This window comes from Rhodococcus sp. P4_F5 (genome assembly GCF_056401315.1).
On record NZ_JBFUJP010000014.1, the window covers coordinates 26,627 to 49,108 of the forward strand.

The 22,482-nt window shown below is 70.6% G+C and carries 22 protein-coding genes and 2 tRNA genes; 9 read left to right on the forward strand and 15 right to left on the reverse strand.

The features are described from left to right. Positions 1 to 2,406 (reverse strand): phosphoketolase family protein, encoded by a 2,406-nt coding sequence (locus tag AC1DU4_RS08750; protein ID WP_477838961.1) that lies wholly within the window; start codon positions 2,404 to 2,406, stop codon positions 1 to 3. Positions 2,407 to 2,626: 220 nt separating this feature from the next. Here AC1DU4_RS08750 and AC1DU4_RS08755 point away from each other — a divergent pair. Next, positions 2,627 to 2,702: transfer RNA gene (locus tag AC1DU4_RS08755), tRNA-Arg, on the forward strand. 60 nt (positions 2,703 to 2,762) lie between these two features. On the opposite strand, the gene AC1DU4_RS08760 is transcribed toward AC1DU4_RS08755, so the two are convergent. From AC1DU4_RS08760 to AC1DU4_RS08785, 6 genes are all read right to left on the reverse strand, one after another. Continuing rightward, positions 2,763 to 3,134 (reverse strand): nuclear transport factor 2 family protein, encoded by a 372-nt coding sequence (locus AC1DU4_RS08760; RefSeq protein ID WP_477838964.1) that lies wholly within the window; start codon positions 3,132 to 3,134, stop codon positions 2,763 to 2,765. Between the two features lie 81 nt (positions 3,135 to 3,215). After that, the gene (locus AC1DU4_RS08765) at positions 3,216 to 4,280 is read right to left on the reverse strand and encodes a TIGR03617 family F420-dependent LLM class oxidoreductase (protein ID WP_477838966.1); all 1,065 of its coding nucleotides are present in this window, start codon (positions 4,278 to 4,280) and stop codon (positions 3,216 to 3,218) included. A gap of 44 nt (positions 4,281 to 4,324) precedes the next feature. Beyond that, positions 4,325 to 5,437, reverse strand: coding sequence for a 3'(2'),5'-bisphosphate nucleotidase CysQ (locus AC1DU4_RS08770; protein ID WP_477838968.1), 1,113 nt, complete (start codon positions 5,435 to 5,437; stop codon positions 4,325 to 4,327). Then, on the reverse strand, positions 5,434 to 7,296 hold the full coding sequence (cysN, locus tag AC1DU4_RS08775) for a sulfate adenylyltransferase subunit CysN (protein WP_477838970.1): 1,863 nt from the start codon (positions 7,294 to 7,296) through the stop codon (positions 5,434 to 5,436). The genes AC1DU4_RS08770 and cysN overlap by 4 nt, the downstream gene beginning before the upstream one ends. After that, positions 7,296 to 8,237, reverse strand: coding sequence for a sulfate adenylyltransferase subunit CysD (cysD, locus tag AC1DU4_RS08780; protein WP_477838972.1), 942 nt, complete (start codon positions 8,235 to 8,237; stop codon positions 7,296 to 7,298). The genes cysN and cysD overlap by 1 nt, the downstream gene beginning before the upstream one ends. Positions 8,238 to 8,383: 146 nt before the next feature. Next, positions 8,384 to 9,304 carry an IclR family transcriptional regulator gene (locus tag AC1DU4_RS08785; RefSeq protein ID WP_477838974.1) on the reverse strand — a complete coding sequence of 307 codons (921 nt, stop codon included), beginning with the start codon at positions 9,302 to 9,304 and terminating at the stop codon, positions 8,384 to 8,386. 92 nt (positions 9,305 to 9,396) lie between these two features. Here AC1DU4_RS08785 and AC1DU4_RS08790 point away from each other — a divergent pair, with 92 nt between their 5' ends. The 5 genes from AC1DU4_RS08790 to AC1DU4_RS08810 all read left to right on the forward strand — a co-directional run bounded on the left by AC1DU4_RS08790 (position 9,397) and on the right by AC1DU4_RS08810 (position 13,440). Further along, positions 9,397 to 10,581 carry a hypothetical protein gene (locus tag AC1DU4_RS08790; protein ID WP_477838977.1) on the forward strand — a complete coding sequence of 395 codons (1,185 nt, stop codon included), beginning with the start codon at positions 9,397 to 9,399 and terminating at the stop codon, positions 10,579 to 10,581. An 8-nt stretch (positions 10,582 to 10,589) separates the two neighbouring features. Further along, entirely contained in the window at positions 10,590 to 11,372 is a 783-nt protein-coding gene (locus AC1DU4_RS08795) for an SDR family oxidoreductase (protein WP_477838979.1), read from the forward strand. A 13-nt stretch (positions 11,373 to 11,385) separates the two neighbouring features. After that, positions 11,386 to 12,537, forward strand: coding sequence for a sulfotransferase family protein (locus AC1DU4_RS08800; RefSeq protein WP_477838981.1), 1,152 nt, complete (start codon positions 11,386 to 11,388; stop codon positions 12,535 to 12,537). 160 nt (positions 12,538 to 12,697) lie between these two features. Beyond that, positions 12,698 to 13,111, forward strand: a complete 414-nt coding sequence (locus AC1DU4_RS08805; protein ID WP_477838983.1) for a Zn-ribbon domain-containing OB-fold protein — start codon at positions 12,698 to 12,700, stop codon at positions 13,109 to 13,111. Then, the gene (locus AC1DU4_RS08810; RefSeq protein WP_477838985.1) at positions 13,108 to 13,440 is read left to right on the forward strand and encodes a hypothetical protein; all 333 of its coding nucleotides are present in this window, start codon (positions 13,108 to 13,110) and stop codon (positions 13,438 to 13,440) included. The genes AC1DU4_RS08805 and AC1DU4_RS08810 overlap by 4 nt, the downstream gene beginning before the upstream one ends. 59 nt (positions 13,441 to 13,499) lie before the next feature. Here the strand turns inward: AC1DU4_RS08810 and AC1DU4_RS08815 are convergent, their stop codons facing one another. Continuing rightward, entirely contained in the window at positions 13,500 to 14,333 is an 834-nt protein-coding gene (locus AC1DU4_RS08815) for an alpha/beta fold hydrolase (protein WP_477838987.1), read from the reverse strand. Between the two features lie 181 nt (positions 14,334 to 14,514). On the opposite strand from AC1DU4_RS08815, the gene AC1DU4_RS08820 reads away from it, so the two are divergent. Together AC1DU4_RS08820 and bfr are read left to right on the forward strand one after the other, a co-directional pair. Beyond that, a complete protein-coding gene (locus AC1DU4_RS08820) occupies positions 14,515 to 14,712 on the forward strand; it encodes a (2Fe-2S)-binding protein (protein ID WP_072846427.1) in 198 nt (65 codons plus the stop codon). An 87-nt stretch (positions 14,713 to 14,799) separates the two neighbouring features. Continuing rightward, positions 14,800 to 15,285, forward strand: coding sequence for a bacterioferritin (gene bfr, locus AC1DU4_RS08825; RefSeq protein WP_072846428.1), 486 nt, complete (start codon positions 14,800 to 14,802; stop codon positions 15,283 to 15,285). 54 nt (positions 15,286 to 15,339) lie between these two features. Here the strand turns inward: bfr and AC1DU4_RS08830 are convergent, their stop codons facing one another. The 7 genes from AC1DU4_RS08830 to AC1DU4_RS08860 all read right to left on the reverse strand — a co-directional run bounded on the left by AC1DU4_RS08830 (position 15,340) and on the right by AC1DU4_RS08860 (position 21,468). After that, positions 15,340 to 16,503 (reverse strand): CaiB/BaiF CoA transferase family protein, encoded by a 1,164-nt coding sequence (locus tag AC1DU4_RS08830; RefSeq protein ID WP_477838990.1) that lies wholly within the window; start codon positions 16,501 to 16,503, stop codon positions 15,340 to 15,342. Further along, on the reverse strand, positions 16,496 to 17,557 hold the full coding sequence (locus AC1DU4_RS08835; protein ID WP_477838992.1) for a phosphotransferase family protein: 1,062 nt from the start codon (positions 17,555 to 17,557) through the stop codon (positions 16,496 to 16,498). Before AC1DU4_RS08835 ends, AC1DU4_RS08830 begins: the two co-directional genes overlap by 8 nt. Next, the gene (locus tag AC1DU4_RS08840) at positions 17,557 to 18,306 is read right to left on the reverse strand and encodes an SDR family oxidoreductase (protein ID WP_477838994.1); all 750 of its coding nucleotides are present in this window, start codon (positions 18,304 to 18,306) and stop codon (positions 17,557 to 17,559) included. Before AC1DU4_RS08840 ends, AC1DU4_RS08835 begins: the two co-directional genes overlap by 1 nt. Before the next feature lies 1 nt (position 18,307). Continuing rightward, positions 18,308 to 19,315, reverse strand: a complete 1,008-nt coding sequence (locus AC1DU4_RS08845) for a 3-oxoacyl-ACP synthase III family protein (RefSeq protein ID WP_477838995.1) — start codon at positions 19,313 to 19,315, stop codon at positions 18,308 to 18,310. Positions 19,316 to 19,495: 180 nt separating this feature from the next. After that, positions 19,496 to 19,566, reverse strand: a tRNA-Cys gene (locus AC1DU4_RS08850). 72 nt (positions 19,567 to 19,638) lie between these two features. Continuing rightward, entirely contained in the window at positions 19,639 to 20,151 is a 513-nt protein-coding gene (locus AC1DU4_RS08855) for a DUF6998 domain-containing protein (protein WP_477838997.1), read from the reverse strand. A 126-nt stretch (positions 20,152 to 20,277) separates the two neighbouring features. Then, positions 20,278 to 21,468, reverse strand: a complete 1,191-nt coding sequence (locus AC1DU4_RS08860) for an MFS transporter (RefSeq protein WP_477838999.1) — start codon at positions 21,466 to 21,468, stop codon at positions 20,278 to 20,280. Positions 21,469 to 21,578: 110 nt separating this feature from the next. Here AC1DU4_RS08860 and AC1DU4_RS08865 point away from each other — a divergent pair, with 110 nt between their 5' ends. Continuing rightward, entirely contained in the window at positions 21,579 to 22,391 is an 813-nt protein-coding gene (locus tag AC1DU4_RS08865; RefSeq protein WP_477839001.1) for an SDR family NAD(P)-dependent oxidoreductase, read from the forward strand. Positions 22,392 to 22,482: the final 91 nt, after the last annotated feature.

The following is a 22,482-nucleotide window of genomic DNA, read 5'->3' on the forward strand; positions in this document are numbered from 1 at the left end:
TCACCCCGTGGGCGGGGCGGTGAACCCCCACGTCCACTCGCGCACCTCGGGCAGGTCCTCGAGGTGTTCGCGCACGTAGTCGTGGTGCCGGGCCAGCTGGGCGCGGCAGAAGTCGGCCAGTTCGGTGCCCCGTTCCGGGATCCGACGCGCGCGTCGCAGCGCCTCGAGCACCAGGTGGTACCGGCTCATCCGGTTGAGCACGACCATGTCGAACGGCGTGGTCGTGGTGCCCTGCTCACTGAATCCCCGCACGTGGAATCGCTCCGGCCCGGTCCGGCCGTGCAGCAGTTCGTGCACCGCCCGCGAGTACCCGTGGAACGCGAACACCACGTCGGTCCCGGCGGTGAACAGCCCGACGAACTTCTCCTCGGGAAAACCGTGCGGGTGCACGCTCTCCGGCAGCAACGCCATCAGGTCCACCACGTTGACCACGCGGACCTGCAGGTGCGGCACCCACACGCGCAGCAGTTCGGCGGCCGCCAGGATCTCCTGGGTCGGCACGTCGCCCGCCGCCGCGAGCACGATGTCGGGCTCGTCCGGCACCCCGGGCACCCGTTCCTCCGTGCCCGCCCAGCCCCACACCGAGGCGCCGGCCGCGCAGTGCTCGTCGGCCTCCTCGAGCGTGAGGTACTGCAGGTGCGGCTGCTTGTCCACGACGATCAGGTTGACGTGGTCGGTGCTGCGCAGGCAGTGGTCGGCGATGGAGAGCAGGGTGTTGGCGTCCGGCGGCAGCCACACCCGCACCACCTGTGGCGCCAGTGGGATGGCCGCGTCGATCATGCCGGGCCCCTGGTGGCTGAACCCGTTGTGGTCGTTGCGCCAGCAGGTGCTGGTCAGCAGCACGTTCAGCGACGACACCGGCGCCCGCCACCGCAGCTCGGCGGCGTGTTGGAGCCACTTGGTGTGCTGGATCAGCATGGAGACGCTCACCATGGCGAACGCCTCGTAGCTCGCGAAGATCCCGTGCCCGCCGGTCAGCAGGTAGCCCTCGAGCCAGCCCTGGCAGAGGTGCTCGCTGAGCACCTCCATGACCCGGCCGTCCGGCCCTAGTCCGTCGTCGTCCGCCGTCGACGGCAGCTGCCAGCAGCGGTCGGTGACCTCGAACACCGCACCGAGCCGGTTGCTGGCCGTCTCGTCGGGGCAGAAGAGCCGGAACCGGCCGCCGCCGTCGGGGCGGGTGGTGTCGGCGTAGAGGTCCCGCATCAGCTCCCCCAGCACCCGGGTCGTCTCGTGCAGGGTGGTCGCCGGCATGTCGATCTCGAGCGCGTAGCGGGCGAGGTCCGGGATCGCGAGCGGCGTCCGCAACCGGCCGCCGTTGGCGTACGGCGTGGCGCCCATGCGCTTGTCTCCGACCGGCGCCAGCGCCGCCAGTTCCGGAACCAGCGCGCCGGCGGCGTCGAACAGTTCGTCGGGGCGGTAGGAGCGCATCCACTCCTCCAGCAGCGCCAGGTGGGCGGGGTTGTCCCGGACCCCGGACAGCGGCACCTGGTGCGCGCGGTGGGTGCCCTCGATCAGCACCCCGTCCACCGTGTGTGGCCCCGTCCAGCCCTTGGGCGTGCGCAGCACCACCGCCGGCCACCGTCGGCCGCGGGTGTCGACTCCCGACCGCGCGGCACGCTGGATCTCCGCGATCCTCGCGTGCGCCGACGCGACCGCCGCGTCGAGCGCCCGGAACACCGGCCTCGGGTCGTCCCCGGCCACCACGACGGGCTCCCAGCCCTGCCCGGCGAGGTAGGCGCACACGTCGTCGTCGGAGCTGCGGCCCAGGACGGTCGGGCCGGCGATCTTCGCGCCGTTGAGATGCAGGATCGGCAGCACCGCCCCGTCCCGGCGGGGGTTGAGGAACGCCGGCAGCTTCCAGGACGCGGACAGCGGGCCGGTCTCGGCCTCGCCGTCGCCGATCACACAGGCCACCAGCAACTCCGGCCGGTCGAACGCCGCCCCGCCGGCGTGCGCGAGGGCGTACCCGAGTTCCCCGCCCTCGTGGATGCTGCCAGGGGTCTGCACGCTCACGTGGCTCGGGATGCCGCCGGGGGTGGAGAACTGGCGGCACAGCCGCTGCACCCCCTCGGCGTCGCGGCCGACGTGCGGGTAGACCTCCGAGTAGGTGCCCTCGAGGTAGGTCGATGCCACCAGGGCCGGGCCGCCGTGCCCGGGTCCGGTCACGTACAGCACGTCCGCGCCGGTCCGCCGGATGTGACGGTTGAGTACCGCGTAGATCGCGGACAGACCCGGGCTGGTCCCCCAGTGCCCGAGCAGCCGTGGCTTGACGTGCTCGGGTCTGAGCGGGTCGCGCAGCAAGGCGTTGTCCTGCAGGTAGATCTGCGCCACCGTCAGGTAGTTGGCGGCGTCCCACCACCGCAGGTCCAGGTCGAGCTCGGCGTCGGTGTAGCTCTGGTCTGCCATCGAAGAGACCCTTCGGTATTCGTGGTTGAACCCGTGCTGATCACTCTGCGTCACCATTGCGCTGCCGAACCCGCGCCCGCGTCCGTCGAACCGCCGGTTTCTCCCCGCGGGCACCGGGCGCGTACCAGGCACTTTACCCAATCCGGGGGCCCAAATATGGATCCGGCGAGTCATGGGTTACGCTAACCCCGCCCAATGGCACGCCGGAAGTTTTCGGCGGGCCCCCGTAGCTCAGGGGATAGAGCGTTCGCCTCCGGAGCGAAAGGCCGCAGGTTCGAATCCTGCCGGGGGCACCACCATTTGACGCGGGAACCCCGATCCAGGGAACTGGATCGGGGTTCTTGCGTTTGTCGGCGCTACCGGCCGCCGAGGGCCGCGAGCGGGGCCATGTCGAAGTAGTCCCGCCAGGCCGCGATCTTGCCGTCCTCGTCGACCTCGAACACCCCCGTCACCGGCAGTTCGACGACGGTGCCGTTGATCGTGAACACGTCGGTGCGCTCGTTCATCACCACGCGGCCGGCACTGGCCTGGTGGTGGATCGTGAACACGATGCCGCCGAACGCCCCGAGGAACCCGGCGAGGAAGTCCTTGATCGCGGGCTTCCCCACCACGGGTTCCATCGGAATGTTGTGGTAGACAGCATCTTCGGCGAAGTACTCGGCGAGCGTCTCGGGGTTCGAGTCCGCCCAGCGGGCGCAGAACTCGGTGACGACGGCGTCTGCATCCATGGATGCTCCTAGCGTGGGTGCGACTCGGCGCGGATCGGACGCGGCCCCGGTCGGGCGCGTCGGCGCCGGGTCCTCACACTCTCACGCGGGCCCGGAGACCAGGCCCGGTTTCGGCGCCGCTGCGCCGGTCTGGAGGTCGGCGACCACCCGGGCCATCTGCGGGTCACGGTCCGGGTCCGCGGGCAGCGTCAGGGTGACCCCGTCCGCCAGCCCGGCCACCCGGCGGCGGACGGCCTCGGCCAGCTCCGGGTAGCGCGCGGTGGGCAGCATCGCGTCGAGCACGTCGTCGGTGACCACCTCCCGCAGCTCGGACCACGAGTCGCGCCGGACCATCCGGGCCAGCGGCTCACGCAGGTGTCCAAGACCGCACCGCACCAGCTCCTGGTGGTAGGCCGGCGTCGAGTAGAGGAAGGCGAAGAGCCGGCGCTGGCGCTCCCGCTCGCGGTCCACCTCCGCTTCCGTCTCGCCGGTGATCACCTGCACGCCCGCGACGAGTTCGAGGTCGGCGAGGGTTCGGCCGGCGGACGCGGCACCGGCGCTCAGCGCGGGCCGGCAGTCGGACTCGAGGTACTGCGGGCTGGAGTTGGTGGGGTGGGTGATGAAGCCGTCGGCCAGTTCCCCTGCCACCGTGCACATCCGGCGCCCCACCCCGCCCAGGTAGACGGGCGGTGTCGGGGTCTGCGCGTCGGGTCCCGGGTTGAAGTACGGCTGCATCCGCCGGAAGCGGTAGTGCTCGCCGTCGAAGACCGTCAGCTCGCCGGTCCGGAAGGTCTCGAACGCCGCGTGCACCACCCGCACGTACTCGGCCATCCGCGCGGCGGGCGCCGACCACGGCATCGCGTACCGCTCCTCGATGTTCTGACGTACCTGGCAGCCGAGCCCCAACTGGAAGCGTCCGCCGGAGAGCCGTGAGAGGTCCCACGCGGTGTACGCGGTCAGCAGCGGGCTGCGGACGAAGGCCAGCGCGACGGAGGTGCGGACCACGATCCGCTCGGTCGCCTGCAGGGCCTGCAGGGCCAGCATGAACGGGTCGTGCACGGTCTCGGAGACGTGCAACCCGTCGTAGCCCGCCGCCTCCGCGCGCCGCGCGTAGGCGCCGATGTCCGCCAGTCCGAGCCTCGGGTCCGTGCCCGTGTACACCTTCACCCGACAGTTGTACCCGAGGCGGACCCGGACCCGAGGCGCCGTGGTCAGCGCAGCGGTTCGATGATCGCGGTGATCGCCGCGATCGCCGCGCCCGAGATCGCGAAGTGCTCGGTGATCGACACCGTGAGCGTGCCCTCGCCGGACCGCATGTCGAGCAGGAAGCGGGCCACCACCTGGGAGCCCCACTCGTTCAGCTGGAGGTCCCGGATCCCGGTGATCGGCTCGTACTGGTGACCGTGCTCGAGCTCGTACCGGATCTCCGCACCGCTGCTGCCGGTGCGCTGGCCGTTCTCCACCCGGAGGCAGTTCTCCGCCAACCGCACCTTCGAGGCGTCGTGGGTGACGAGCGAGTCCAGATACTCGCGGACCAGCGCCACCGACTGGCTGCCCGCCGCCGCGGTGAGCGTCGCGATCTCGCCCAGCAGCGTGCCCGCCACCTCCGGCCGGCAGATCAGCAGGTCCGGCAGGTAGGGACGGGTCTCGTTGTAGCGCAGCGCACTACCGTCCACCCGGGAACAGTGCAGCCCGGCCGCCTGGGCCACGCCGACCGGTGCGGCGGAGTCCCACTCCCACTGCCCACCGGCGTGCACGTACGCGTCCGCCTCTCCGCGCAGCACCGCCATCGCCTTCGCACCCGCCGAGCCCATCGGGACCAGCTCGGCATCGACGCGGCGGGCCAGCTCCGTGACGAACGCGGGTGGGCGACTGCCGCTCACCAGGATTCGGAGCGGTCCGGGCGCGCGCTCGGCGAGTCCGACCGCACCGGAGGTGTACACCGCACCCAGGGCGGGCTGCGCCACCGCCGCCTCGGTGATCCCGCGGCCACGCTCCCACAGCGCCACGTGCACGGCCCAGTCGTCGCGGCCCGGCAGCCCGTACTCCTTGGAGCCGTCGAGGGGGTCGATGATCCACACGCGGTCCCGGTCGAGTCGCGCGAGGTCGTCGGCCGACTCCTCGGAGAGCACGGCGTCGGCGGGACGCCCCTCCGCGAGGAGGTCGAGGAGCAAGGTGTTGGCCTCCTTGTCCCCGCGCCTCCCCAGCGCCCGCGCCTGGGCCGGGTCGAGCGGGGTGGCACCGAGCTCCCCGGCACGGATCTCGGTCAACAGCTCACCCGCACGGGCGGCCAGGTCGGCGGCAAATTCGGCGTCGGCATTCATACAGACAGATATTCCACGATCCGCACGGCCTGCGCAGCCGGATCGCCGTCCTCGGGGGTCAGCACCAGTTCGGCGTGCTCGGGCCGCTCGTACGGGTCGTCGACTCCGGTGAACCCGGTGATCTCCCCCGCCCTCGCCTTGGCGTACATGCCCTTCGGGTCCCGGGCCTCGCACTGCTCGATCGGGGTGTCGACGAAGACCTCGACGAACGGGATCCCGGCCGCCTCGTGCTGGGCCCGCACCCGGTCCCGGTCCTCACGGTAGGGACTGATCAGCGAGGCCACCGCGATCACCCCGGAGTCCGCGAGCAGCTGCGCCACCTCCCCCACCCGGCGGACGTTCTCGGCCCGGTCGTCGGCGCTGAATCCGAGGTCCGAGTTGAGTCCGTGGCGCAGGTTGTCTCCGTCGAGCCGGTAGGCCGGTACCCCGGCCGCGACCAGCCGTCGTTCGAGTTCCACGGCGACGGTGGACTTTCCGGACGCCGACAGGCCGGTCAACCAGACCGTGGCGCCGCGGGTGGCCCGCTCCTCGCGGGAGACCGCGGCGGAGTGCCACACCACCTTCGACTCCTTGAGCGTGGGCCCGGTGATCATCCCGGCCGCGACGGTGGCGCCGGTGGCCTCGTCGACCAGGATGAAGCTGCCGGTGACGCGGTTGCGACGGTACGGGTCGAACAGCAACGGCTGCTGGGTCTTGAGCTGCACGCGGCCGATCTCGTTGAGCTGCAGGCGTTCCGCGGACTCGTCGCGGTGCAGGGTGTTGACATCGAGCCGGTAGTCGAGACTCACCACCTGTGCCTTGGTGGCCCGGGTGGTGTGCAGCAGCGAGTACCGCGCGTTCTCGCTCAGTGCCGACTGCTCGGTCAGCCAGCAGACCATCGCGTCGACCTCCTGGCCGACGAGGGGGCGGTTGTTCGGCCGGCACAGCATGTCGCCGCGGCCGATGTCGATGTCGTCGGCGAGCTGGACGCAGACGGCCGACGGCGCGAATGCCTCCTCGACCGGCACCCCGCCCGGCCCGTAGACGGCCGCGACGGTGGAGGTGAAACCGGACGGCAGCACCACCACCTCGTCGCCCGCCTTGAACACGCCGCTGGCGACGGTGCCCGCGTAGCCGCGGAAGTCGCGGCGGGCGGCGTCGGTCTGCTGCTGCGGGCGGATGACGTACTGGACCGGGAGCCGCGCGTCGATCAGGTTGCGGTCCGAGGCGATGTGCACCTCCTCGAGGTGGTGCAGCAGCGACGAGCCCTCGTACCAGGGCATGTTCTCGGTGCGGGTGACGATGTTGTCGCCCTTGAGTGCGGAGACCGGGACGAAGGTCAGGTCGTGGATGTCCAGCTTGATCGCGAACTGCCGGAACTCCTCCTTGATCTCCTCGAAGCGCTCCTGCGACCAGTCGACCAGGTCCATCTTGTTCACGCACAGCACCAGGTGCGGGATGCCGAGCAGGGTGGAGAGGAACGCGTGCCGCCGGGTCTGCTCGAGCACGCCCTTGCGCGCGTCGACCAGGATCAGCGCGAGATCCGCGGTGGACGCGCCGGTCACCATGTTGCGGGTGTACTGCTCGTGTCCGGGGGTGTCGGCGACGATGAACTTGCGGCGCGGCGTGGCGAAGTAGCGGTGTGCGACGTCGATGGTGATGCCCTGCTCGCGTTCGGCGCGGAGGCCGTCGGTGAGCAGCGCCAGGTCGGCGTACTCGTCGCCGCGGGCGCGGCTGGTGCGCTCGACGGCCTCGAGCTGGTCCTCGAAGATCGACTTGGAGTCGTAGAGCAGCCGACCGATCAGCGTGGACTTGCCGTCGTCGACACTGCCCGCGGTGGCCACCCGGAGCAGCTGGAGCTGATGCTGGGACTGGGCCATCAGAAGTACCCCTCCTTCTTGCGGTCTTCCATCCCGGCCTCGGAGATGCGGTCGTCGGCGCGGGTGGCGCCGCGCTCGGTGATCCGGCTGGCGGCCACCTCGGTGACCACCTCGGCCGCGGTGGCCGCCGAGGACTCGACGCAGCCGGTGCAGGTGGCGTCGCCCACGGTGCGGAAGCGGACCAGCTCGTCGCGGGCCTCCTCGCCGGGCAGCAACGTCAGGAAACGGGTCTGCGCCAACAGCATTCCGTCGCGCTCGACCACCGGCCGGCGGTGCGCGTAGTAGATCGACGGCAGCGCGATGTCCTCCTCGAGGATGTACTGCCAGATGTCGAGTTCGGTCCAGTTGGAGATCGGGAACACCCGGATGTGCTCGCCCTTGCGGTGCCTGCCGTTGTAGAGGTTCCACAGTTCGGGACGCTGCGCCCGCGGGTCCCACTGCCCGAACTCGTCTCGGAAGCTGAACACCCGCTCCTTGGCCCGCGCCTTCTCCTCGTCCCGGCGGGCGCCGCCGAAGACCGCGTCGTACCCGTTCTCCCGGATCCCCCGCAGCAGGGTGTGGGTCTGCAGCCGGTTGCGGCTGGCCCGCGGACCCGTCTCCTCGACCACGCCGCCGGAGTCGATGTCGTCCTGCACCCCGGCGACCACCAGTCGCAGCCCGAGCCGCTCGACCGTCTCGTCCCGGAACTCGATCACCTCGTCGAAGTTGTGCCCGGTGTCGACGTGCATCACCGGGAACGGCAGCGGCGCCGGCCAGAAGGCCTTGGCCGCGAGGTGCAGCATCACCACCGAGTCCTTGCCCCCGGAGAACAGGAGCGCGGGCCGCTCGAAGGTGGCGGCGACCTCACGGAAGATGTGCACCGACTCCGCCTCGAGCGCACCCAGGTGGGACAACTCGTATCTCGGCGGGGACGAACTGAGTGGCGGGGACTGTGCGGTCATCTTGGCTCCGGTTCAGGCTCACAGGGTCGGAGATCGGTACATTTATGTACCGCATCGGTACCAAATTGCGGGTCTGCGCCCGACCTTAGAACGTGTTGCAGAACCGGTCAATGCCCCGACGGCACCGCCCCGGCACACCGACGCCCTCAGCGCACCGGAGCCCGGCCCCCCACCTCGGCGGTCACCGCGTTCGCCGCCGCCACGAGCGCCCGGCCCCGGCGCGCGATCTCGGTGCCACTGATCGATCCGCCCACATCGAGGGTCATCACCAGCGTCTGCCGCCCGTCCGCGTCGTAGCTCGGGGCGGCGATCAGGCTGACCGGGTACTCGACGTCCGCGGACGTTTCGCGACCGAGATAGACCCGTTCGCCGAGACTCGAGACCATCTCGCCCACCAGTTCGCGCAGCTCGGCCGGCAGGTCTCGACCGGCAACCCCGGCCATCAGGGAGAACAGCCGTCGCCCCGTCGGCGTGAGGCGCTCGACGAGGTAGCCCGTCTCCCGGCAGTCGTCGACGACGCTCCGCAGCAGGTCGCGATCGAGCACGACGGGGAATGCCGGCTCGCGCCCGAGCCACCGCGTGAAGTCCTCGTCGTGGCTCCACAGGACGTACATCAGCCCGACCGGCGGCGCGAAGGGGTACACCTGCCCGACCTTGGCGACGGTTCGTCCGGCCTCGACACCGGACGGGGCCGCGACCTCGAGGATCATGACCTGGTCCCCCACCACCGCGGACGCCGTGCAGATCGCGCCGAACTCCTCGGCCAGCGCATCCAGGTACGGCCGGACGATGGGGCCGACCGCGAATCCCCGCTGCGCGGCCCGGCCGGCGACTATCAGCGCCGGCCCGAGTCCGTACTTCGCCTCCGGGTCCCGGGTGAGGTACCCGCCGCCGACCAGGGCGGTGAGGATGCCCAGACAGGTCGGCTTGCTCATCCCCAACGCCCGGGCGAGCTCGGAGAGGCCGAACCGTCGCTCGGGCCGGGCGACGAGGTGATCGAGCACCTGGATCACCCGATCGGTCGGGGGCGAACGGCGCCCGGTGACGGCATCCGGCTCGACAGCCATTGACCACTCCTTAGAACACGTTCTATGGTCGGGGCAACAAATTTCCTACCACTTGGGTACATATTTGTACCACCTGAACGCGAGGAGCGGGAGTGCTGACAGATCCACTGGCCGAGGCGATCGCCGAGGCCGAGAAGCTGGTCGAGGCCGCGCCGCACATCCGGTCCGAACACGACCTGCTCGAGGGCTACCAGTACCTCGCGGGCGGCATCCTGGCCACCGTGCACGCGGCCTGGGCCACCGAGAAGACGCATCCGGGCTTCATCCAGGGCACCGGCCCGTACACGAAGATGGGCCTGGACAACCCCGACACCCTGTACTTCGGCACCCGCGTCAACGACGACGCCGAGTACGTCGTCACCGGCACCCGGGGCACCACCTGCGACCTCAGCTTCCAGGTGCTCAGCGGCAACTACACCGATTCCAACGTGCCCGGCAGCGCATCGGCGTTCGACGACCGGGACATCGACATCGACGCCGACGGCAACTTCGAGGTCCGGTTCGGGCCCGCGGGCGGGGCATGGGCCGAGAAGAACGCCGGGCGCCGCAACTACTTCACGCTCGCGCCGGGCGCGTCACAGCTGGTGGTGCGCGAGGTCTACAGCGACTGGTCCCAGCGCCGGGGCACCGTCCGCGTCGAGCGTGTGGACCGCAGGGGCGTCCCGTTCGATCCGCTGACGCCCGAGGAGACGGCGAAGCGCTTCGCCCGGGCCGGCAAGGCCCTGGTCAGCCGGGTCAAGACCTGGCTGCAGTTCCCCGAGTGGTTCTACCTCAAGCTGCCGGTGAACACGATGACCGAGCCGCGGCTGACACCGGGCGGCCTGGCCACCCAGTTCTCCTCGGTCGGGCACTACGAACTCGCCGACGACCAGGCGATGATCATCACCGTCCCGAAGTCCGACGCGCCGTACCAGGGTTTCCAGCTCGGGAGCATGTGGTACATCTCGCTGGACTACACCGGACACCAGACGTCGCTGAACAACACCCAGGCCCAGGCGGACCCGGACGGCATGATCCGCATGGTGGTCTCGGAGCGGAATCCCGGCGTCACCAACTGGATCGAGACCGTCGGCCACCCGCGGGGCATCCTGCAGTTCCGCTGGCAGCGCACCTCGCGGGAGTTCACCCCGGCCGACGGCCCGACCGTCGAGGTGGTCGGCATCGACGAGGTCGCCGCGAAACTGCCCTTCCACGAACAGAACAAGATCACGCCRGAGGACTGGACCGCCCGCATCGCGGAGCGCCAGGCCGCCGTCGCCAACCGCATGCTCGGATAGGACTCACCGTGACAAACCTGTTGCAGGACAAGATCGTCGTCATCTCCGGGGTCGGCCCCGCACTCGGCCGGACACTGGCCCTGCGGTTCGCCGCCGCCGGCGCGGACCTGGTGCTGGCCGCACGGACGCAGGCCCGGCTCGACGAGGTGGCCAAGGAGGTCACCGACCTGGGCCGGCGCGCGGTGACCGTCGCCACCGACATCACCGACCACGACTCGGCGGAGCACCTGGTCGCCGCCAGCGTCGAGGCGTACGGCCGGGTGGACACGCTGGTCAACAACGCCTTCTCCGTCCCGTCGATGAAGCCGTTGGCGCGCACCGACTTCCAGAGCATCCGCGACGCCGTCGAGCTGACGGTGCTCGGCGCGCTGCGGCTGACGCAGCTGTTCACCCCGGCACTCGAGGAGTCCAAGGGGTCGGTGGTGAACATCAACTCGATGGTGCTGCGGCACTCGCAGGAGCGCTACGGCAGCTACAAGATGGCCAAGGCGGCCCTGCTGGCGATGTCGCAGTCGCTCGCGACCGAACTGGGCCCCAAGGGAATCCGGGTCAACTCGGTGGCGCCGGGCTACATCTGGGGCGACACCCTCAAGGGGTACTTCGCGCACCAGGCCGAGAAGTACGGCATGACGGTCGAGCAGATCTACCAGGCCACCGCCGCGAACACCGACCTCAAGCGGCTGCCCGAGACCGAGGAGGTCGCGGACGCGGCGCTCTTCCTCGCCTCCCCGATGGCCAGCGCCGTCACCGGGCAGTGCCTCGACGTCAACTGCGGCGAGTTCCACCACTAGAAGGTCGAGACAGATGACTGAACGCACCAGTGCCGAGCGGACGACCGTCGGCACCGTCGAGGACCTGCACGCCTCGGCCACCAAGATGACCGGGCTGACCGACTTCGGCGTCGACGACTACACCGAGGCCCTCGGCGTCCTGCTCGACTCCTACGCCCGGGACGAGGACCTGACCCCGTTCGGCAGCAAGATCTCCCGGGTGTTCCTGCGCGGCGCGCTGGTGGCCCGGCTGCTGTCCGAGGCCGCGTGGAAGCAGCATCCCGAACATGCCGGCGTCGCGATCGAGCGGCCGATCTTCGTCACCGGCCTGCCCCGCACGGGCACCACCGCCCTGCACCGGCTGCTCACCGTCGACCCGGCCCACCAGGGCCTGGAGATGTGGCTGACCGAGATGCCGCAGCCGCGGCCGCCGCGCGAGAGCTGGGGGTCGAACCCGGTCTTCCAGGGCATCGAGGCCCAGTTCAGCAAGCACCACGTCGAGCACCCCGAGTTCATGGGAGTGCACTACATGTCGGCCGCCGAGGTCGAGGAGTGCTGGCAGCTGCTGCGGCAGACCTTCAAGTCGGTCTCCTACGAGTGCCTGGCCAACCTGCCCACGTACTCGAAGTGGCTCGAGGGACAGGACTGGACCAACGCCTACGCGCGGCACAAGAAGAACCTGCAGCTGATCGGGCTTCCCGATCGCGACCGCCGGTGGGTGCTCAAGAACCCGAGCCACCTGTTCGCGCTCGACGAGCTGCTCGCGGTGTATCCCGACGCGCTGATCGTGCAGACCCACCGCGCGCCGAGCACCATCATCCCGTCGGTGTGCAGCCTCGCCGAGCAGGCCACCGACGGCTGGTCCAACAAGTTCAAGGGCGAGGTGATCGGCCGCAGTCAGCTCGAGCTGTGGGCGCGCGGTCTCGAGCAGTTCACCGAGGCGCGGGCCAGGCACAACCCGGCGCAGTTCATCGACGTCGACTACCACGACTTCGTCGCGGACCCGCTCGGCACCGTGGAGGGCATCTACACCACGTTCGGCCTGCCGCTGACCTCCGCCGCGCAGGGGGCGATGGAGGCCATGCACGAGGAGAGCCACAGCGGGCCGCGCCGCCCCTCGCACAAGTACACCCTCGAGGAGTTCGGGCTCACCGCCGCCGAGGTCGAGGAGCGTTTCGGCGCCTGAGACAGCTCGGGGAGCAGATCCGGCCGGCCTGGCGGGATCTGCTCCCCGGTCCGTCCGGACGAAAAACAGGTATGCACCCGGGTAGGTCGGCCGTCGCCGGCAGGGGCGCGCGCTGACACAGTGTGATTCACATCACCAGCCACGACCCGCCGAGGTTCCCATGCACCAAGACCAGCAGGTTTCCCCGCCCAGCACGCCGGCCGCCCCCGCGTCGGACGGACTGTTCATCAAGCGCTGCGCGAACTGCGCCACGCTGCTCGCGCCGCTGACCGAGACGTGCACCTCCTGCCGGGGCACCGAGCTCGGAGCGGTACTCAGCTCCGGCGCCGGAGCGATCGTGTCGTGGCAGCCGGCGGCTCCCGCACCGCACCCGGGCCAGACCCCCGGCGCGGTCGCCATCGTCAAGCTCGACGACGGCCCGAGGATCTACACCTGGATCGAAGGCGAGGTCCCGACCCCGCCCGACCTTCCCGTGCGGGTCCGGTTCCGGCCGACGCGCGACGGCGAGCGGTCCCCCCTGTTCGTCGTCAGTTCGACCGCGCCGACCGCCGCCACGACGGCGGGTGCCGCATGATCGCCGGCGGCAGGACCGATGCCGAGCGGATCCAGGCGTGGCGTCGGCTGTGCGACTACCTCGCCCGCAACGGCGCCGTCAGCCCGCACTCGCGGTGGGTGGTCAACTTCGCGATCACGTGGGCACCGTTCGGCGGCGCGAGTCCGGCCGAGCTGCTCGAGACGTTCGGCGTCTCACCCGGGCGGTACATCCAGATGCTCCGCGAGGCCCTCGATCCGCACGGCGCCGCCGACTACGTCGGGACCGTCAAGCGTCAGCTGTCGGAATCGCTGCTGCAGGCCTGGGCGGGCGCCGACCCCGCGAGGTCCCGGGCGCGACGCGCCGCGTAACGGCCGGTCCAAGGATGTTCGTCTCGCCCACCCGAGAGGGCGCGGGAACTACCTGCCGGTCAGACGAGATGCCGAGCGAGCAGCTCGTCGACCCGGTCCGGCGCCTCGTCCGGGATCCAGTGGCTGACCCCGCGCAGCGTCTCGAAGGTGTACGGGCCGTCGACGTACCGGGCGGACAGCTCGGCGCCGACCCGGCCGACCGCGGTGTCCCCGTCGCTCCACACGTGCAGGGTGGGCACCCGCACCTTGCCCGCCGTCGCGCGCCACGTGGTCAGCGCCATCGCGCGGTACCAGTTCAATCCGCCTCGGGCCCGGGACTTCTCGCGCATCGGCGGGAGGTCCCGATCCGCGACCTCGGCGCTCATGCCGCTGCCGAGATGGGCGCGGCGGATCACCTGGTCGGAGGCGAACAGCCGTTCCGGCAGCCAGGGCAGCTGGTACAGGAGCATGTACCAGGACTTGACGATCTGACTGCTGGTGAGCAGCGCCCGCACGAACGCCGCCGGGTGCGGCACCGACAGCGCGGTGAGCGTGCGCACGTGGTCCGGGCGCTGCGCGGCGACGCGCCAGGCCACCGCGGCGCCCCAGTCGTGGCCGACCAGGTGCACCGGACCCAGGCCCGCCTGCTCGATCAGCGCGACCACGTCCTGGTTCAGCTCGGCGGACCGGTAGGCCCGGCGCGAGTGGGGGCGCGCACCGACCGAACAGCCACGCAGGTCCGGCGCGAGGGTGCGGAACCCGCGTCGGTGCAGCAGCGGCGCGAGCCGGTCCCAGGATCGGGAGTCCTGCGGGAAGCCGTGCAGCAGCACGACGGGCGCACCGCCGAGCGGGCCGGCGTCCCGGACGTCGAAGATCAGGCCGGCGCGGGTGAACGTGGCGATCCGCTCGCTCATGCGTAGGACCCTACGCGGGCCTGCACGCCGACACACGGGCCTCGGCGCCTGCGGGCAGGAGCTGTCCGGTCTTCACCGCGACCGGTCGAAGGTTGTCAGATTTGGGTTAGCCTACCCTTTAAACCACCGACTTCTTAGTGTAGCCTCGCCTGGGAAGACGTCGTATCGAGGAGTTCGAAACATGTACGTGTGCATCTGCGCGGCCGCCACCGAGGACCAGGTCCAGCTGTGCATCACCGCGGGCGCACACACCGCCAAGCAGGTCGCGATGGGATGCGGGGCAGGCAAGGGCCGCGGCTGCGGACTGTGCCGCGACCGCATCAAGTCGATGATCGAGAAGCACTACTCCGAATGCGAGGTCGAACAGATCAGCGCGTAAGAAACACCGGCCACTCGGCGCGTAAAAACTCCGATTGGGAGATAGGCTGCGATCAAGGTTCAGCCCGCCCCCATCGGAGGTGTCACCGTGCGCGGAGACGACGAGGTTATCGCCCTTCTCAACGAGCAGTTGACCAGCGAACTCACGGCCATCAACCAGTACTTCCTGCACTCGAAGATGCAGGCGAACTGGGGCCTGACCAAGATCGCCGCGAAGACCCGCGAGGAGTCCTTCGAGGAGATGCGGCACGCGGAGCTGCTCACCGACCGGATCCTGATGCTCGAGGCGCTGCCGAACTACCAGCGACTGCTGCCCCTGCGGGTCGGACAGACCATCCGCGAGCAGTTCACCTCCGACCTGGCCGTCGAGGTCGAGGTCGTCGAACGGCTGCGACCCGGGATCACCATGTGCCGGGCGAAGGGCGACCACACCAGCGCCGGCCTGCTCGAGCAGATCCTCGCCGAGGAGGAGGAGCACGTCGACTACCTCGAGACCCAGCTCGAGCTGATCGACAAGCTCGGCGAACAGCTCTTTCTCGCGCAACTGGTCGACCAGCCGCCCAGCGCGGGCTGACGCCCCTCCCGTCGGCGGACACCGCCCCGTCGGCGCCCACTCGACCGGCGCGGTTCAGCTCGGCCAGCCGTCCTCGAAGGCGTCGTTGTGTTCGCCGAGGGCGGGCGCGGGCAGCCGAACCTCGAAGGGCGCGTCGTCGACGAGGCCAGGCATGCCGACGTACGTGAATGGCCCGGCGACCGGGTGCTCGGCGTCCACGAACACGCCCCGGTGCCGCAGATGCTCGTCGCCTGACATCTCGCCGAGCGTGCTGCGGACCGGCCCGATCGCCAGGCCTGCGTCGATCGCGAGCGAAATCCACTGCTGCTGTGTCCTCGTCGCGAAGATCTCGGTCAGCGTGTGCTCGAGGTCCACCCCGTCCGGGCTCGCGTCGATCAGGTCCTCGCGGCCGACGGCGCGGCAGAACCTGGCCCAGAACTTCGGCTCCAGCGCGGTGAAGGCCACCGCCTGCCGATCCCCGGTCGCGTAGAGCCGGTACCGCGGCCTGCCRGTGCCGTCGCTGAGCAACGGCAACGTCGTGGTGTCGGCAATCCGGTCCAGGTTCGCCTGGTAGACAACGGGAATCATCGACTGCGCCAGCAACGCGTCGGCACCCGACACGTCGATCCGGGCGCCGATTCCGCGGCGTTCCCGACGCACCAACGCGGCACAGATCGCCGTGGCCGCCGCACTGCCCGCGGCGACGGCCGCATCCCCGCCCCGCCCGCTGATCGACGCGCCCTCGCGCTCCGCCGCGCCGAGCGTCCCGTCGGCGGCGACCGTCGTCGGGTTCGCGCCCACCAGAGCGCTCATCATCAGCCCGTGCGTCGGTATCGCGGAGTACGGACCGCTCACCCCGTAGCCGCTGACCGAGCAGTGCACGAGGCCCGGATTCAGCTGCGCCAGCACGGGATCCGGCAGCCCCATCTTGGCGAGGGTGCCCGGCGCGTTGCCGTCGACGAACACCGCCGCGCCCTCGAGCAGCCGACGGAACCGGGCGGCCCCCTCGGGCGTCCTCATGTCGAGGGTGATCGCCCGCTTGTTGCGGTTCAGCTGCAGGTGCGCCGGGCTGTATCCGGCGGTCACCTGGCCCAGCACCCAGCGGATCAGGTCGCCGTGCGGCGGTTCGACCTTCACGACGTCGGCCCCGAGGTCGGCCAGCATCATCCCGACCGTGGCGCCGGTCAGCAGGCTCGCCGACTCGACCACGCGGACCCCGGCCAGCAGCGGCTCAGCCATCGCCGTCCGAGAGCCGCAGTCCGTGGTCGGCGCAGCCGTCCGCCATCGTCGCGAACAGTGCGGCCGCCTCGGGGCGACCGCGACGCGTGCCGGCCGCCACCCGCCCCTCCAGCACCACCGCAAGCCGGGCCATCGCCAGGCCCTGGTAGAACGGCAGCAGCTCGATCGACTGGCCGCTGACCTGCGCGTACCGCTCGGCGAGGTGTTGCCGGGACGGCAGCAGGTCGTGCGCGGYGGGGTCGGGGCCGCCGAGCGCGAACGCCGCCACCAGCGGGTTCTCCTCGGGCCGCACCCACCGCGCGGTCAGGTACCCGATGTCGATCATCGCGTCGCCGACGGTCGCCGTCTCCCAGTCCAGGACCGCCTGCACCGCCGCACGCTCGCGCGAGACCATGATGTTCATCGCGCTGTAGTCGCCGTGGATCAGCCCCAGGTCGTAGGTCGAGGGCTGGTCCCTGCGCAGCCGGTCGAGGAGCTTCCGCAGGGCCGGGGTGTCGCGGGTGCGGAACCGCTCGAGCATCGAGGCGGCCTTGTCGAACTGGCGACCGAGGTACCCGTCGGGCCGTGCGATGTCGCCGAGTGCGGTCGAGCGCCAGTCGACGGCGTTCACCCTGGCGAGGGTGTCGACGATCGATTCCGCGACGGCCCGGCCGTCGCGGGGGTTGGCGTACGCCTGCGGCAGCGCCCGGTCGAGGGTGATCCCGTCGACGAACTCGCTGACCAGGAAGTCTCGGCCCGTCGGCGCGGACTCGTCGCGGACGGCGACCGCGGCCGGGTGCGGGACCCCCGTCCCCGCGAGGGCGTCGAGAATCCTGGCCTCCCGGCTCAGGTCGAAGCCGCCGCCCACCGACGCCTCCGGATGGTCGGGCGCGACCCGGAGCACCCACCGCAGCTCGCCGCGGGTCAGCAGGTAGACCGCGTGCGAGTGCCCGGCGGCCTGCACCAGCGGCGCCGCCGTCACCGCTCCCCGGCCCGGCAGCCGGTCGGCGAGCCAGCGGGAGAGGTCCTCGACCTCGGCGTCGCCGAGCGCTCGACTGTTCGTGGTTTCCGACATCAGAACCGGAATCCCCCGTTGAGGCCGATGGTCTGACCGGTCAGCCAGCCGGACTCCCCGCCGACCAGGTGGCTCACCAGGGCGGCCACCTCGGAGGGCTCCCCCACCCGCCGAACCGGCGCCTGCATCGCGTAGAAGTCGATCACCTGCTGATTCGTCACCGCCCGCGCCGTCGCGGTGTCCACGAGGCCCAGTTGGATGGTGTTGCAGGTGATTCCGCGTCCGCCGAGCTCGCTGGCCGCGGTGCGGGTGATCGACTCGGCGGCTGCCTTGCTCGCCGCGTACGCCGCCCCGCCGAACAGTCCCTGCACCGTGGCGACCGAGGAGATGTTGACGATGCGGCCGCCGTCGGCCATCCGCTGTGAACACTCGGCGGCCGCGACCAGCAACGCGTGCGCATTGAGCGCAAACACCTGGAGGTAATCGTCGTGCCGCTGGGTCGCCAGCTTGGGGAGCGACCCGAACACCGCGGTGGCCGCGTTGTGGACGAAGGCGTCGAGGCGTCCGAATTCGTCGACCGCCGTGTCCATCAGCAGCCGCACGCCTTCGGGCTCGGTGAGGTCGGCCTGCACGGTCACCGCCCGCACCCCCGACTCCCGGCAGTCGTGTGCGGCATCCTCGGCGCCGGATTCGTTGGCGCAGTATGCGATCACCACGTCGAAACCGTCGGCGGCCAGTCGTCGGCTGATCGCCGACCCGATGCCGCCGCCGCCGCCGGTGACCACCGCGGTGCGCTGCTGGTCCCCCATCTCAGAACCACCGCATGACGATGACCGCGCCGCTGACGCCGGCGCCGGCGGTGACCATCGCGACGATGTCCCCCCGCTGGATCTTCCGCTCACGCGCGGACATGACGGTGCCAATCGGCAACGACGCCGCCGCCGTGTTCGCCACCCACTGCCCGGTGGTCGGCACCTTCTCGGGTGCAAGCCCGAGGACCTGCCCGAACAGTCGCACCATCTGCACGTTGGCCTGGTGCACGAAGAGATGGTCGATGTCCGCCACCGTCAGCCCGGCCTCGTCGAGCGACTCCCGGAGCAACTCCGGCAGTTCTCGGACGAACACCTCCGCGAGCTGGCGACCGTCCATGTGCAGCGGTTCGACCCCGGCGGAATCCGGGGTGCGGTACGGGGTGCACAGGGCGTCGACGAAGGTGCTGTCCGTGACGAGACGGCTGGCGAGCATTCCGTAGCCCGGCGGCACGGGGCCCATCAGGTAGGCGCCTGCCCCGTCGCCGAACAGCGGTGCGGTCTTGCGGTCGGACGCGACCAGGAAGTTCTCAATGCGGTGCGCTCCGATCACCAGCGCGGTACCGGCCTGCCCGATCTGCCGGTACGCGTCGGCGGTCACCATCGCCTGGGCAAACCCGGCGCAGCCACCGTCGAGGCTCAATGTCGGCATGGGCGCCAGCCCGATCCGCGCGTGCACGTCCGAGACCGGCGCGGGCACCTGCCGGTCAGGCGTGGACGTCGCCACGATGAGCATCCCCGGTTCCTCGCCTGCCTCCGCCGTCAACGACATTTCGCGCGCGTGCTTGAGCGCCTGCCGGCCCGCCTCGGCGGCCATGTCCGCGGTGTTCTCCCCCGGCGCGGTTCGTCGGCGCTCGAGGACCCCGGTCTTCTCGACGATCCACTGCTCGGTGACACCGGCGCCGTCCGCGACCTCGGCGTTGGTCGCCACGCGCTGCGGGACGTACATCCCCATACCGAGGACGCCGTAACCTCCCTGTTCCTCGGCACGCCTTTTCCCCGACACCATCAGCCTCCTCCTGAGTGGACGCCCCCGACAGCGCTGAAACCTGTTCTACTCCAAAGATTGACGCCCCGGCGTCAATTTCGGGGCATTCGTCCTACTCCGGACACGCACCCGCGAGTCGAGCCATCTCACCCGCGCAACACGAATCGGGGCCGACCATGGCTGGCCGGCCCCGATTTCTCGAGCGGATGACGGGATTCGAACCCGTGTGAACGGCTTTGCAGACCGGTGCCTGACCACTCAGCCACACCCGCATCGACTACGGACTATGCCGGTCGGCCGGGCCGGCGAACAGGGTTCGGATCAGCGTGATTGAAACCTCGCCCTCACGGCCGCGCCGCTACCTCTGCCCGAGGTGTACTGATTCGCCGGTAGGCATCTTTCAGGTCAATTTCCGTGATCATCTCACTCGCCAGCAAGGACTTCGACAGGCGAGGGATTATCCCGTTGACGTAACTGCTCCGTGCGAACTGCGACTCGACCGCGCAACGCGGCATCGTGAAAGACTGGTCGAGGTTGAAATCGGTGTCGAAGATGACCACAAGCAACGTGTCGAAATCGGTATCCCGAATTGCGCTGAGAGCGACCCGCTTGTTGGTGGCGGTGCGACGCATTCCCTTCACCTGGATGCGCTCACCGCCCGGCGTGCGAACGTCCCAGCCCTTCTGGCTGAACGACCCCCGCTCACCGCCGTAGTGCTCGTGCGCGATCGCCTCCGCGAGATCGCCCACGGGGCTGTTGTTCGTCCGGGTCAGTTCGCGTGATTTCAGCTCGTCCATGCTGGCTGCCCACAGCCTGAGCAAGTCCGGCACGGTCATTCCGGCGAGGTCGATGTCCATCCAGCTATCTCAGCACCGATCCTGCTTGCCATCTCGCGTTCGATCGGATGCCCGCGTGCCTCCGGTGTACGTCAGCCGGGGGCGATTCGTAGGTGACCGCGGTAGCCGATGATTCGAACCGCGCCCTCACGGCCGCGACCACGCCAGCCGCGCGCTGAACCCCACCGTGCACAGCGCGAACACCACCGACACCGCCGCGAAGGCCTGCCCGCCCAGCGTCGTGAGGCCGAGCAGCGCGGTACCGGCACCACTGCCGACGTAGAGCACGGAGTTGTTCCAGGACACCGCCGCGCCGCGCCGCTCCGCCATCACCGTCGTCAGGTACACCTGTGCCGAGCTGAAGAACCCGGTCCCGGAGAAGAACGCCAGCACGAACCCGGCCAGGGCGAGCTGCCAACTCGACGCCGTCGTCGCCACGGCCAGGGCCGCCGCGAGCAGCAGGCCCCAGCCGACGTTGAGCACCGGCACGTGACGCCCCTTCGACGACCACCAGTCCACCAGCGGGCCCGCGGCCAGCGACCCGGCCAGCGACCCGATGCCCACCAGCGCGCCGACCAGGCCGAGCACCGCGGTGGAGAAGCCGAACTTCGACGCGAACAGCGCGCCCGCGTACGCGTAGGTGCCCAGCCTGGCCGCCTGGAGGAAGAAGTTTCCGGCCATGATCGTCCGGAACACCCGTACCCGCCACAGGCCGAACGACGACCGCAGCGCGGCCGCGGGACTCCTCGGCGCCGCCGCGGCGACCGACCGAGATTCCCGCAGCCGCAGCCAGATCAGCGTGCCGGCGACGGCGAGGCCCGCGGCGACCGCGGCGAAGGCCAGGCGCCAACTGGACCCGGACGCGACGAAGGTCGCCAACGGCACGCCGATGATCTGGCCACCGGCGTACGCGGACGCGCCGAACGCGATCGCCTTCCCCCGATGGCTGGGCAGCGCGGTCTCGGCGAGATAGGCCCACATCGCCGGCCCGATCAGGGCACCGCCGACGCCGCCGACCACCCTGGCGCCGATCAGCCAGCCCAGCGACGGCGCGACCGCGCACAGCAGCTCACCGGTCATGAACACCGCGATGCCGGAGAGGATCACCCGTTTACGCGGCAGGTGTTCGGTGAGCGCCCCGACCAGCGGACTGGCGATGGCATAGGACAGACCGAACGCCGTGACCACCCACGCGGTGCGCGCGATCGACGTGCCGAAGTCCTCCGACATCGTGGGCAGCAGCGGCGAACTCAGGAACAGCTCGGCGCCCATCAGGAAGAAGACGAAGTGGATCAGACGGTGCTGGCGCCACGGCGTGCTGGGTTCGATCAAGATCACTCCTTCGGCTCGCACGCTACCGGCCGACCTGCCACCACCGACCCCCGACTCTCCCGCTGACAGGGAGCCGCCGGTGCCGCGCCGACGTCTCCGCGCCTACCGTGCGGGGCATGACCCCTCTTGACCTGCGGGACCTGACCGGCATGACCGCGGTGGTCACCGGCGCCGCCTCCGGAATCGGCGCCGCCGTCTCCCGCAGGGCGGCGACGCTCGGAATGCGGTTGGCGCTGGCCGACTTCGACGGCGCCGGCCTCGACCGCGTGGCCGCCGAGCTCTCCGACGCGGGCACCGAGGTGCTCGCCGTCCGCTGCGACGTCACCCGGACCGCGGACGTCGAACGCCTCGCCGCCGCGACCGCCGAACGCTTCGGGGCGGTGCGACTGCTGGTCAACAACGCCGGCATCGAGAGCACCGGGCGCCTGTGGGAACTCGAGCCCGACCATTTCGGCCGGGTGCTCGGCGTCAACGTCGGCGGGGTCTTCCACGGGATCCGCGCCTTCGTGCCGCGGATGCTGGCCGCCGGCACCCCCGCCACCATCGTCACCACCGCCTCGATCGGCGCGGTGACCACGATGCCCGCCCAGGCCGCGTATGTCGCAAGCAAGCACGCGGCGCTCGCGCTGACCGAGTGCCTGGCGTTGGAACTGGCCGAGTCCCCCATCACGGTCGCCGCCCTGCTGCCCGGCCCGGTCGACACCGCCATCTACGCCAACGCGGGCGCCGACGGTCCCGCCGGCGACGCGGTGCGCCAACGGATGCTCACCTTCCTCCGCGAGCGTGGCGTCACCCCCGACGCGGCCGCCGAGGCGCTGTTCGACGGCCTGGCCGCCGGCGAGTTCTGGATCTACACCGACCGGGAGCGGGCGGACGTACTGCTGCGGCAGCGCGCCGACCGCCTGACCGGCCACCTGCCACCGGCCTGATCCAGCCCCACAGGCTCTGCGAGCTCGTGCGCGGCTACCGGGTCCCCAGACCCGTCAACCGCGCACGAGCAGCGGAGCTGCCTCCTCGTGG

Bases quoted from the DNA above. Each gene is read 5' to 3' on its own strand.
- AC1DU4_RS08750 (WP_477838961.1), bottom strand. From the start codon at position 2,406: ATGGCAGACCAGAGCTACACCGACGCCGAGCTCGACCTGGACCTGCGG.
- AC1DU4_RS08760 (WP_477838964.1), bottom strand. From the start codon at position 3,134: ATGGATGCAGACGCCGTCGTCACCGAGTTCTGCGCCCGCTGGGCGGAC.
- AC1DU4_RS08770 (WP_477838968.1), bottom strand. From the start codon at position 5,437: ATGAATGCCGACGCCGAATTTGCCGCCGACCTGGCCGCCCGTGCGGGT.
- cysN (WP_477838970.1), bottom strand. From the start codon at position 7,296: ATGGCCCAGTCCCAGCATCAGCTCCAGCTGCTCCGGGTGGCCACCGCG.
- cysD (WP_477838972.1), bottom strand. From the start codon at position 8,237: ATGACCGCACAGTCCCCGCCACTCAGTTCGTCCCCGCCGAGATACGAG.
- AC1DU4_RS08785 (WP_477838974.1), bottom strand. From the start codon at position 9,304: ATGGCTGTCGAGCCGGATGCCGTCACCGGGCGCCGTTCGCCCCCGACC.
- AC1DU4_RS08800 (WP_477838981.1), top strand. From the start codon at position 11,386: ATGACTGAACGCACCAGTGCCGAGCGGACGACCGTCGGCACCGTCGAG.
- AC1DU4_RS08805 (WP_477838983.1), top strand. From the start codon at position 12,698: ATGCACCAAGACCAGCAGGTTTCCCCGCCCAGCACGCCGGCCGCCCCC.
- AC1DU4_RS08810 (WP_477838985.1), top strand. From the start codon at position 13,108: ATGATCGCCGGCGGCAGGACCGATGCCGAGCGGATCCAGGCGTGGCGT.
- AC1DU4_RS08815 (WP_477838987.1), bottom strand. From the start codon at position 14,333: ATGAGCGAGCGGATCGCCACGTTCACCCGCGCCGGCCTGATCTTCGAC.
- AC1DU4_RS08820 (WP_072846427.1), top strand. From the start codon at position 14,515: ATGTACGTGTGCATCTGCGCGGCCGCCACCGAGGACCAGGTCCAGCTG.
- AC1DU4_RS08840 (WP_477838994.1), bottom strand. From the start codon at position 18,306: ATGGGGGACCAGCAGCGCACCGCGGTGGTCACCGGCGGCGGCGGCGGC.
- AC1DU4_RS08845 (WP_477838995.1), bottom strand. From the start codon at position 19,315: ATGGTGTCGGGGAAAAGGCGTGCCGAGGAACAGGGAGGTTACGGCGTC.
- AC1DU4_RS08855 (WP_477838997.1), bottom strand. From the start codon at position 20,151: ATGGACATCGACCTCGCCGGAATGACCGTGCCGGACTTGCTCAGGCTG.
- AC1DU4_RS08865 (WP_477839001.1), top strand. From the start codon at position 21,579: ATGACCCCTCTTGACCTGCGGGACCTGACCGGCATGACCGCGGTGGTC.